Source organism: Streptomyces himastatinicus ATCC 53653, assembly GCF_000158915.1.
Classification (GTDB): domain Bacteria; phylum Actinomycetota; class Actinomycetes; order Streptomycetales; family Streptomycetaceae; genus Streptomyces; species Streptomyces himastatinicus.
Genome location: NZ_GG657754.1, coordinates 5,844,592 through 5,852,458, shown reverse-complemented (window position 1 = coordinate 5,852,458; position 7,867 = coordinate 5,844,592). Strand labels below are relative to the sequence as shown.

General features: G+C 73.0%; 9 protein-coding genes. 6 read left to right on the top strand and 3 right to left on the bottom strand.

The annotated features are described in order from the left end of the window. Positions 1–51 precede the first annotated feature (51 nt). Positions 52–969, bottom strand: a complete 918-nt coding sequence (locus SSOG_RS24890) for a DUF3027 domain-containing protein (RefSeq protein WP_009717013.1) — start codon at positions 967–969, stop codon at positions 52–54. A 401-nt stretch (positions 970–1,370) separates the two neighbouring features. Between SSOG_RS24890 and SSOG_RS48895 the strand changes: the two genes are divergently transcribed. The 4 genes from SSOG_RS48895 to SSOG_RS24870 all read left to right on the top strand — a co-directional run bounded on the left by SSOG_RS48895 (position 1,371) and on the right by SSOG_RS24870 (position 5,201). Then, entirely contained in the window at positions 1,371–2,945 is a 1,575-nt protein-coding gene (locus tag SSOG_RS48895) for an MFS transporter (RefSeq protein ID WP_009717012.1), read from the top strand. Positions 2,946–3,029: 84 nt separating this feature from the next. Beyond that, entirely contained in the window at positions 3,030–3,536 is a 507-nt protein-coding gene (locus tag SSOG_RS24880) for a hypothetical protein (RefSeq protein ID WP_009717011.1), read from the top strand. A gap of 52 nt (positions 3,537–3,588) precedes the next feature. Then, entirely contained in the window at positions 3,589–4,341 is a 753-nt protein-coding gene (locus tag SSOG_RS24875) for a futalosine hydrolase (protein WP_009717010.1), read from the top strand. Beyond that, positions 4,338–5,201, top strand: coding sequence for a 1,4-dihydroxy-6-naphtoate synthase (locus SSOG_RS24870; RefSeq protein ID WP_009717009.1), 864 nt, complete (start codon positions 4,338–4,340; stop codon positions 5,199–5,201). The genes SSOG_RS24875 and SSOG_RS24870 overlap by 4 nt, the downstream gene beginning before the upstream one ends. Before the next feature lie 49 nt (positions 5,202–5,250). Here SSOG_RS24870 and SSOG_RS57535 read toward each other — a convergent pair whose 3' ends face one another. Beyond that, on the bottom strand, positions 5,251–5,634 hold the full coding sequence (locus SSOG_RS57535; RefSeq protein WP_009717008.1) for a cold-shock protein: 384 nt from the start codon (positions 5,632–5,634) through the stop codon (positions 5,251–5,253). Between the two features lie 178 nt (positions 5,635–5,812). Here SSOG_RS57535 and SSOG_RS24860 point away from each other — a divergent pair, with 178 nt between their 5' ends. Then, positions 5,813–6,091 carry a hypothetical protein gene (locus SSOG_RS24860; protein WP_039938615.1) on the top strand — a complete coding sequence of 93 codons (279 nt, stop codon included), beginning with the start codon at positions 5,813–5,815 and terminating at the stop codon, positions 6,089–6,091. A 14-nt stretch (positions 6,092–6,105) separates the two neighbouring features. Here the strand turns inward: SSOG_RS24860 and SSOG_RS24855 are convergent, their stop codons facing one another. After that, a complete protein-coding gene (locus tag SSOG_RS24855; RefSeq protein ID WP_425385431.1) occupies positions 6,106–6,741 on the bottom strand; it encodes an HAD family hydrolase in 636 nt (211 codons plus the stop codon). An 82-nt stretch (positions 6,742–6,823) separates the two neighbouring features. Between SSOG_RS24855 and SSOG_RS24850 the strand changes: the two genes are divergently transcribed. Continuing rightward, the gene (locus SSOG_RS24850; RefSeq protein ID WP_009717005.1) at positions 6,824–7,858 is read left to right on the top strand and encodes a FecCD family ABC transporter permease; all 1,035 of its coding nucleotides are present in this window, start codon (positions 6,824–6,826) and stop codon (positions 7,856–7,858) included. Positions 7,859–7,867 lie beyond the last annotated feature (9 nt).

The following is a 7,867-nucleotide window of genomic DNA, read 5'->3' as shown; positions in this document are numbered from 1 at the left end:
CCGCGCCGTGGGCGGGTCGGGGCGAGCCGGGGCGCTGCCGCTGCCCCGGGGTCAGGAGTGGCCCAGTTCCTCCGCCGGGGCGTCCGGCTCCACCGAGCCGCCGGTGCGGTCCGGGTGCAGGGGCATCGGCTCGACGAGCGTCTCGTCGATCACCGGCTCGGCCGGGCGCGGGGGCTTGGGCATGACGGCCGCCTCGGAGTGGGCGCCGCAGCCGTACGCCAGGGAGACCACCCGGCCGTCCGCCGGGCTGAACTCATTGGCGCACACGCCGAACGCCTGCTTCAGCGAGCCCGCGAGAGGCATCAGGAAGCCGCAGGTCACGCAGGTGCCGGGGGCCGCCTGCGCCATGGAGGACTTGGCGCCGTACGCCTCGTCCCAGCGGTCGGCGGCGACGTGCAGCCCGTAGCGGGAGAGCACCCGGGCGCGGCGCATGCCCAGCTCCTCGGCGAGGGCCGCGATGGTGCCGGTGACGGGCGGGGCCGTCTGGGCGGACGGCGGACCGGCCGTCACATCGGCCTCCTCCACCGCCGCGAGCTGCTCCATCTCCTCGGAGATGACGGAGTTGGGCGGCGGGGCGTCCTCGCCCGTGAAACCGGGCTCCAGGCGCAGGTCCTCGGCCTCGGTGGGGAGCAGATCGCCCGGTCCCATGTCGCCGGGGCGCAGCCGCTCGCTCCACGGCACCCATTCGGGGGCGAGCAGCGCGTCGGGGCCTGGGAGCATCACCGTCTCGGCCAGGGTGACGATCTTCGCGCGGGAGGCGCGGGTGACGGTGACCGCCCAGCGCCAGCCGCGATAGCCCGCCTCGGCGCTCTCGAAGAAATGCGTGACGACGCGGTCGCCCTCGGCGATCGCCCCCACGTGCTCGCCGACCGTCCCCGGACGGGCCGCTTCCGCCGCCGCCTCGCGGGCGAGTTCGACCGCCTCGGCGCACAGGCGGTCGGGGGTACGGCTCCGCATCGCAGCACTCACAGGATCGATTCTCTCTTCCACGCCGTCTCAGCCGTCGTCTGACGAGTGCGCCAGCCGCACGGCCGGACGGCGGGACTGCGGACGGAGCGGACCGTAGGACCGCGTCGACGTCCGCACCCGATCCGGCCTCGGGCGCACCTTGTACGTCCCATTCTGCGGGATGGCGACTCGGCGCGTGGCCAGGAACGACCGTGGATGGCGCGTAACGCACGCTACCTTGTCCGGCCGCGCCGCCCCCACCCCCGTCTTGTGTCCGGCGTTCGTGGACACACCCACCGGATGGTCGTTTTCCCTGGCCAGAAGGGGGTTGTGCGGGTGAGGGAACAAGACGGCACGACCAGAAAGCCGTCGTAGGTCTCACGTTGCGGGCAGCTTGGCGGCACCATGGTCGGGTGGCAGGCATGCGGTTCCACGAGGACGGCCCGGTCAGACGATCGGGCCGCCTGCTCGGCCGCGCCCTCCATTTGCCGTTCACCGCGACCGGCCGCGGCATCCGGCGGGCCACCCACGCCCACGGGGCGGGCGAGTCCGGACTCGGCAAGCTGATCGAGCTGCACGCGGTCAACTCCGCCGGTGACATGCTGATCACGGTCGCGCTCGCCTCGACGGTCTTCTTCTCGGTGCCGACGGACGAGGCGCGCGGCCGGGTCGCCCTCTACCTGGCGATCACCCTGGCCCCGTTCGCCGTTCTCGCGCCCGTGGTCGGCCCGCTGCTGGACCGCATCCCGCACGGCCGCCGCGCGGCGATGGCGGGCTCGATGCTGATCCGCGCGCTGCTCGCGCTGACCATGGCGGGCGCGGTGGTGGGCGGCGGCCTCGAACTCTATCCGGCGGCACTGGGCGTGCTGGTGGCGTCCAAGGCGTACGGGGTCGTCAGATCGGCCGTCGTACCGCGGCTGCTGCCGCCCCGCTTCTCGCTGGTCAAGGCCAACTCCCGGGTGACCCTGGCCGGGCTGCTGGCGACCGGGGTGGCGGCGCCGCTGGGCGCCGGGCTGCATCAGCTGGGGCCGGGCTGGCCGCTGTACGGGGCGTTCGTGGTCTTCATGGGCGGGGCGTTCCTGTCCTTCACGCTGCCGCACAAGGTGGATTCGGCGAAGGGCGAGGCCAAGGCGCGGCTGACGTCGGGCGAGCACCACTTCGGGCACCGCACGGCCGGGCACCGGCCCCCGGGGCACCGCGCGCCCTGGCACCGCGCGGCGGGGCCGAAGGCCGTGCCCACGACGGCGCCCGAGGTGGTGACGGTCGCCGACCCCAAGCCGACCCCGCCCCCGACCGCGACCCCGAACCCGGGCCCGGGCGGCGGGCGGTTCGGCCGCTGGTTCGCCGGGGGATCGGGCGGGGGATCGGGCTGGGGGCTGGGCGGGCGCGGTGGCCGGAAACCCGGGCTGCGGACGGTCGGCCCGTCCGTCCTGCACGCGCTCCAGGCCTGCGCCTCGCTCAAGGCGCTGTCCGGCTTCCTCACCCTCTACCTGGCCTTCCTGCTCCGCGAGCATCCGGTGGGCGGGCTGACCCCCGAGCTCTCGCTCGGCCTGGTCGTGGTCGCGGCGGGCGGCGGCAACGCGCTGGGCACGGCGATCGGCGCCTGGCTGCGGGCGCGTGGCCCGGAGCGGATCATCGCGGTGGTGCTGACCTCGGCCCTCGGCGTGATCGTCTTCTCAGCGGTGCTGTACGGCGTGGTGACGGTCACCGCGGTGGCCGCCACCGCGGGCATCTCGATGGCGCTGGGCAAGCTGTCGCTGGACGCGCTGATCCAGCGGGACGTACCCGAGGAGGTCCGTACGTCGGCGTTCTCCCGCTCCGAGACCACGCTCCAGATCGCGTGGGTGATCGGCGGCTCGGTGGGCATCTCGCTGCCGCTGAGCGGGGTGGTGGGCATGGCGGCCGCCGCGACGATGATCGCGCTGGGCGTGGCCCTGAGCGTCCGTGGGCTGCTGTCCGCGGCCCGGCACACCACAGCGCGGCCCCGGGTGGCATGACGTCCCGGGCGGCGTGACGCCTTGCGCGCCCTCGATCCGCTACCCCGGCGCCGGGCGGCGGGAAGGGCCCGATAGCCTGCCCGCATGACCGCTGCGCTGTTTTCCAGGGGCAAGGGCCGCAGGGCCGCCACCGCCGCCTGCGCCGTTGCCCTCGGGCTCATCGCCCTCTCCGCCTGCGACAAGCCGACTCCGCTCGCGACGGTGACGGTCGGTTCGAGCACCGTGACGGCGGAGGCGAGCAAGGGCTGCTTCGGCGACGGGAAGAACCTCGGCTCGGGCACGTTCAAGAAGTGCCTGTCCGCCAAGCCCGCCGACATCGTCAAGGTGGGCGCCGGGGACAAGGTGCGGATCGGGGTGGACCCGGAGATCGCCGAATCCACCTGGGGCCTGATCGCCAACAACCCGGTCATGGCCGAGCCGAGCAAGGAGACGTACCGCAGCTTCGACAGCGACACGCTCTTCGCGCAGCAGAACCCGCAGACCGGGCAGACCACCATGTCCAAGAGCGTCACCGTCACCGTCGCCCAGCTCGGCGACGGCACCCAGGGCGTGAAGGGCATCTGGCGCTTCAAGCTGGAACGGGACAGCTGACCTCACGTCGCCCCGTGCACTCGGTCCGCGGCACGACAGCCGGGAGGCGCTGATGCGCGTACTGATCGTCACCGCCGTCCCCGCGGAACGGGACGCCGTCGTCCGCGGATGCGGCACGGCCGACGACGCCGCCTCCGCTGCCGAAGTCGCCGTGCCCGGCGGGGTGCTGCACCGGGTACAGATGGGCAGCACCGTCGATGTGCTGGCCGCAGGGGTCGGACCGGCAGCCGCGGCGGCCGCTACCGCCACCGCGCTGACCGTCGCCGCCGTCCGGGGCGCCCCGTACGACCTCGCCGTATCGGCCGGTATCGGCGGCGGCTTCGCGCCGCACGCCCCGCTGGGCTCCGTCGTGGTCGCCGACGCCGTCGTCGCCGCCGACCTGGGCGCCGAGACCCCCGACGGCTTCGCCGCCGTCACCGACCTCGGCTTCGGCACCGTCGAACACCGGCCGCCGCCCGCCCTCGTCACCGCCGTCGCCGGGGCGACCGGGGCCGTACGCGGCACCGTGCTCACCGTGTCGACCGTGACCGGCAGCGCCGAGCGGGCCGACACGCTCCTGGGCCGCCATCCGCGCGCCGTCGCCGAGGCGATGGAGGGCTTCGGGGTGGCCGAGGCGGCCGCCGCGCAGTCCGTACCCGTACTGGAGGTGCGGGCCGTCTCCAACGCGGTCGGCCCGCGCGACCGGGCGGCCTGGCGCATCGGCGAGGCACTCGACGCCCTGGCGGAGGCGTTCACGCGGGCCGCGCCCGCCCTCCGCACCCCGGATTTGGACCCGGACTTGGACCTGGAAGGAAGCCAGCAGTGACCCAGTCGGCAGCCCAGCCGCTCACGATCGCCTACTCGCCCTGCCCGAACGACACCTTCGTCTTCGACGCCTGGGCGCACGGCCGGGTCCCGGGTGCGCCCGCACCGGCCGTCACGTTCGCCGACATCGACATCACCAACGGGATGGCCGAGCGCGGCGAGTCCGACGTGCTGAAGGTGTCGTACGCGGTGCTGCCCTGGGTGCTCGACGACTACGCGCTGCTGCCGTGCGGCGGTGCGCTCGGGCGCGGCTGCGGCCCGCTGGTGCTCACCCGGGAACCGGGCGCGGCGAAGGACCTCGCGGGCAAGACGGTCGCCGTGCCGAGCGAGCGGTCGACCGCGTATCTGCTCTTCCGGCTGTGGGCCGCCGCCGAGGTGCCGGGCGGGGTCGGGGAGATCCGGGTGCTGCCGTTCCACGAGATCATGCCCGCGGTACGGGACGGTCTGGTCGACGCCGGACTCGTCATCCACGAGGCGCGGTTCACCTATCAGAATTACGGCCTGCACAGCCTCGCCGACATGGGCGAGCACTGGGAGCTGACCACCGGGCTGCCCATCCCGCTCGGCGCGATCATCGCCAAGCGCTCGCTGGGCGCGGAGCGGCTGCGCGAACTGGCCGACGCCATCCGTACGTCGGTCCGGATGGCCTGGGACGACCCGGCGGCTTCGCGTCCGTACGTCCTGGAGCACGCCCAGGAGATGGACCCGCGGGTCGCGGACCAGCACATCGGGCTGTACGTGAACGAGTTCACCGCGGACCTGGGCGAGGACGGCTACGCGGCGGTGCGCGGACTGCTCACACGCGCGGCGGCCGAGGGGCTCGTACCGCCCCTCGGCCCGGACGCTCTGGAATTCGCCTAATTCCGTTCGCTTTTACGTTCGCCTATCGGCTATCGGCGCGGTTTACGCATCACACATCGAGCTGGTCGGCCACGGCCCGCAGCATCCCCGCGATCTTGTGGCCGTGCACCTTGTCGGGATAACGGCCGCGCTCCAACTGCTGCGTCACGTTCTCCAGCAGAGTGGTCAGATCCTGGACGATCGACGCCAGCTCGTCCGGCTTGCGCCGCTGCGCGGCCGCCACGGACGGTGCCGGATCGAGAAGCGTCACCGAAAGCGCCTGGTCACCGCGGTTTCCCGCGACAACACCGAATTCAACGCGCTGCCCCGGCTTCAGCGAATCCACGCCTTCCGGGAGCACCGACGAGTGCACGAAGACGTCACCGCCGTCATCGCGGGAGAGAAAGCCAAAACCCTTCTCACTGTTGAACCACTTGACCTTGCCGGTAGGCACGTCTGTCCTCGTCCTCGTCGCTCGTCGGAAAACACGGAAAAAGAGCTCTGGATAGCACTACAGCGGGTCGTAAGACCCGCCACACCAAGGCTAATGGTCCCGAGCCTGGTGACAAGACGTACCCGGGTGGTTCCGGGTGGTTGGCATGCGCGCTCTGGCACCGATCTACCCTGGAGCGGTGAGCAACGAAACCCCGCACAGCGGAACCAGTGATGAGGCTCCCGGTGACCGGCTCGTCCGGATCGGTGTGATTGTCTTCGCCGTCGGCGCGGTCGCCACTCTCGCGACCGTCGCGCCCCTGTTCCTGGGCGCCGATCCGCTGCCGTCGGTGGCGTATTTCGTCTGCATGCTGATGGGCGTCGGCTTCGCGCTCGCGGCCGCCGGGATGCTGCGGTCGATCGCGGCGCAGCGGCGCGAGGCCGCCCGGGTCGCCCGGGTCGCGCACCACAAGCCGTAATCGCGCGCAGCGGGTTACGCCGCGGTGTGGCCCTCCAGCCACGCCGGGAACGCGGTCAGGTCGTCGAGCACGACGTCCGCCCCCGCCTCGCGCAGCTCCTCCACGGCGCACGGCCCAGTGGCGACCGCCACCGACAGCGCCTCCGCCGTCCGCGCACCCCGAACGTCACCGGTGTGGTCCCCGACGTACACCGACGCCCCGTACTCGCGCAGCGCCTCCGCCTTGGCCTCCGCCCACAGCCAGCCGATGACCGCGTCCGCCTCGATGCCCAGGTGGCTCAGGTGCAGCTCGGCGTTGGGCTCGTGCTTCGCCGTGACGACGATGGCGCGCCCGCCGACCCGCCGCACCGCCGCTATCGCCTCCCGGGCGCCGCGCATGGCGAGGGTCGGGGGGATCGCGAACTCCGGGTACAGCGACCGGTACAGGTCGCCCATCTCCTGGATCCGCTCGTCCGGGAACCAGTGCGCCAGCTCCTGTTCCAGCGGCGGGCCGAGCCGGGTGATGGCGAGTTCGGCGTCGATGGGGGTTCCGGTCCGGGCGGACAGCTCCACGTAGGCGGCCTTGATGCCGGGGCGCGAGTCGATGAGGGTCATGTCGAGGTCGAAGCCGACGGTCAGGGTGGAAGTGCTCGGTACAGCCATGCCCGTCATTGTGCCTGGCCCTTGCATACACTAAGCGTCGCCTTACCTGCGCCGATCTCACGCGCGAGAATCGAACGATCGAACGGAAGCGATGTCTGCCGACCGGGCCAGCAGCCGAAGTCCCAGAGCCGGATTGGTCCGGCGCCGCGTCGGCTGGACGGCCGCAGCCGTCGTCGCCCTCCTCTTCGCGGTGCTGCTCAGCCTCGCCCTCGGCAGCCGCCAGATCGCGCCGAGCCAGGTCCTGGACGCGCTGCTGCACGGGGGTACGAGCGACGCCGCCGACATCGTGCGGTCGCTGCGGCTGCCGCGTACGGTCGTCGGCCTGATGGTCGGCGCGGCGCTCGCCATGGCGGGCACCGTGATGCAGGGCGTCACCCGCAACCCGATCGCCGACCCCGGTGTGCTCGGCGTCAGCCAGGGCGCCTCGGTGGGGGTCGTGCTCGCGATCGCCTTCGCCGGGGTGCACACGCTCACCGGCTACGTGTGGTTCGCCTTCGCAGGCGCGGGCCTCGCCTCGGTCGCCGTCTTCGCGATCGCCTCCGGCGGGCGGGGCGGCGCGAGCCCGGTCAAGCTCGCGCTCGCCGGGGCCGCCGTCAACGCCCTGCTGGTGTCCGTCACCTCGGGCGTGCTGACGACGAAGGCCGCGGCGCTGGACGAGTTCCGGTTCTGGCAGATCGGCTCCCTCGCCGGGCGCGACGCCGAGATCGCCGCCCAGATCTGGCCGTTCCTGCTGGTGGGCACGGTGCTGGTGGCCGCTGCCGCCCGCGGCCTGGACGCGCTGGCGCTCGGCGAGGACGTCGCGAAGGGACTCGGCCAGAACATCGCGGTCGTCCGCGTCCTCGCGGGCCTCGGCGCGACGGTCCTCACGGGCGTCGGTGTCGCCGCCGCGGGCCCGATCGCCTTCGTCGGCCTCGCGGTCCCGCACCTCGCGCGGGCGGTGGTGGGCACGGACCACCGCTGGGTCCTGCCGATGGCCGCCCTGATCGGCCCGGTGATGCTGCTGATATCGGACGTGGTGGGCCGCCTCGTCTTCCCGCCGAGCGAGGTCCCGGCGGGTGTGATGACGGCCCCGATCGGCGTCCCGTTCCTGGTCACGCTGGTGCGAAAAAGGACGGTGACGGCATGAGCGCGGCCG